Annotated in this window: 3 protein-coding genes; all 3 read right to left on the reverse strand. The window is 72.7% G+C overall.

Going from position 1 to position 2,595, the window contains the following annotated elements; genetic code table 11:
• The coding region (locus tag ACSW7Y_RS16920) for a quinone-dependent dihydroorotate dehydrogenase (RefSeq protein ID WP_438127391.1) at positions 1-1,001 on the reverse strand (1,001 nt) is incomplete at its 3' end.
• Between the two features lie 65 nt (positions 1,002-1,066).
• The gene (gene nrdR, locus ACSW7Y_RS16925; protein WP_290132081.1) at positions 1,067-1,546 is read right to left on the reverse strand and encodes a transcriptional regulator NrdR; all 480 of its coding nucleotides are present in this window, start codon (positions 1,544-1,546) and stop codon (positions 1,067-1,069) included.
• Positions 1,547-1,558: 12 nt separating this feature from the next.
• The coding region (gene hisD / locus ACSW7Y_RS16930; RefSeq protein ID WP_438127390.1) for a histidinol dehydrogenase at positions 1,559-2,595 on the reverse strand (1,037 nt) is incomplete at its 5' end.

The following is a 2,595-nucleotide window of genomic DNA, read 5'->3' on the forward strand; positions in this document are numbered from 1 at the left end:
GCGGCGCGCCGCAGCCGACGACGCCGCAGGTGGTTGATCCGCGCAGCCCACGTCGGCCCCTCGTAGAGGAACGCCGTGTAGCCCTGCACGAGCGTCGCCCCCGCGTCGATGCGGTCCTGCACGTCCTGCTCGCTCGTCACCCCGCCGACCGCGATCACGCAGAAGTCCTCGGGCACGGCAGCACGGACGCGACGAAGGACCTCGAGCGAGCGCACGGCGAGGGGTGCGCCGGAGAGTCCCCCGGCACCCATGGCCTCGACGTCGGCAGCCGGTGTCGTCAGCCCCGAGCGATCGATCGTGGTGTTGTTCGCGATGACTCCGGCGAGCCCGAGCTCCACAGCGAGCCCGGCGATCGCGTCGATCTGCTCGTCGGTGAGGTCCGGCGCGATCTTCACGAGCACCGGCGTCCGGCCGGCGGCGTCCCGCACGGCGGTCAGGAGCGGACGCAGCTGGTCGAGCTCCTGCAGGCCACGCAGCCCCGGGGTGTTCGGCGAGCTGACGTTGACCGCGAGGTAGTCGGCGAACGGCGACAAGAGCCGGGCGGACTCGAGGTAGTCGTCGATGGCGTCCGCGACGTCGACGACGCGACTCTTGCCGATGTTGACGCCGATGACCGGACGGCCGGGGTTGCGGCGGGCCCGTTCGAGCCGTCGCGACGCCGCGGGTGCGCCGTGGTTGTTGAACCCCATGCGGTTGATGAGTGCGCGGTCCGGGATGAGCCGGAAGAGCCGGGGCTTCTCGTTGCCCGGCTGCGGCTTCGCCGTGATCGTGCCGACCTCGACGTGCCCGAACCCGAGCACACCGAGCCCCCGGATGCCCTTCGCGTCCTTGTCGAACCCGGCGGCGAGGCCGAACCGCGACGGGAAGTGGATGCCCATCGTCGTGATGCCGTCCGACGCCGACGGGCGGGAGGACCGCTCGACGAGCCGGCCGATGAACGGCACGTGCGGGATCACCCGGATCACGGCGAACGCGAGGTGGTGGGCCCGCTCCGGGTCCATGTTCGCGAACACCGACCGGAAGACGACCTCGTAGCCGCCGCGGATCGCCCGCTCGACGCCGACGCTCACGCGTCCGCGCCCTCGGCGCGGGAGGCTGCGTGGTGGTCGAGGCGGAGCTGCCCGATGGCGTCCTCGAAGTCCTCGAGGGAGTCGAAGGCCTGGTAGACGCTCGCGAACCGGAGGTACGCGACCTCGTCGAGCTCGCGGAGCGGCACGAGGATCGCGAGCCCGATGTCGTTCGCGTCGATCTGGCTCGACCCGGACGACCGCACGGTCTCCTCGACCCGCTGCGCCAGGACCGCGAGGTCACCGTCGGTCACGGGACGCCCCTGGCACGCCTTCCGGACGCCGGAGACGATCTTGTCGCGGCTGAACGGCTCGGTCACCCCGTTGCGCTTCACGACGTTGAGCGATGCGGTCTCGGTGGTCGAGAAGCGACGCCCGCAGTTCGGGCACTGGCGACGGCGACGGATGGAGGTGCCGTCGTCGCTCGTGCGGGAGTCGACGACGCGGGAGTCCGGGTGGCGGCAGAAGGGGCAGAACATGTCGGACCCAGGCTACCGGCTCGTGCGCTCCGTCACGGCTGCCCCGTGCGCCGGCAGCTGCTCCTCCGTCGCGAGCGCCACGATGTGCGGCGCGACCTCGGCCAGCGCCTCCGGCGAGTACCGGATGACCTGCTGCGGCCGGAGGAACGTCGACGCGGAGAGACCCGAGCCGAAGCGGGCCTGCCCGCCGGTCGGCAGGACGTGGTTCGACCCGGCCAGGTAGTCGCCGAGGCTGACCGGCGTGCTCGGCCCGACGAACACCGCTCCGGCGGCGTCGATGTCGGCGAGCACCGCGTCGTCGTCGGCGGTCTGGATCTCGAGGTGCTCCGGGCCGTACGCGTTGCTCACGGTCGCGGCGTCGGCGAGCGAGTCCACGAGGACGACCGCCGACTGCGGTCCGTCCAGGGCGACCTGGAGGCGCGCAGCGGTCCCGACGCGCGCCGTGCGTTCCGGGATCGCGGCCTCCACCGCGTCGGCGAACGTCGACGAGGTGGTCACCAGGACGGCGCCCGCCTGCTCGTCGTGCTCCGCCTGGCTGACGAGGTCGGCCGCGACGTAGCCGGCGTCGGCCGTGTCGTCGGCGATCACGAGGATCTCGGTCGCGCCGGCCTCGGAGTCGATGCCGACGGTGCCGCGGACGATCCGCTTCGACGCGGCGACGTAGTTGTTGCCCGGACCGGTCACGAGGTCGACCGGCTCGAGGTCGATCTCCGGCACGCCGTACGCCAGTGCGCCGATCGCCCCGGCACCGCCCATCGCGTAGACCTCGTCGACACCGAGGAGCCCGGCCGCCGCGAGGATCGTCGGGTGCACGTGTCCGCCGTGGTCGCGCTGCGGCGGGGACACGAGCGCGATCGATCCCACGCCGGCGACCTGTGCCGGGACGACGTTCATCACGACGCTCGACGGGTAGACGGCCTTGCCGCCGGGGACGTAGAGACCGACGCGGCGCATCGGCTGCCAGCGCTGGTGGACCTCGGCGCCGTCGGCGAGGGTCGTCACCGAGCCTGCGGGCACCTGCGCGGCACTCGCGGCGCGGACGCGACGGA

This window comes from Curtobacterium flaccumfaciens (genome assembly GCF_051548005.1).
Taxonomy (GTDB): Bacteria; Actinomycetota; Actinomycetes; order Actinomycetales; family Microbacteriaceae; genus Curtobacterium.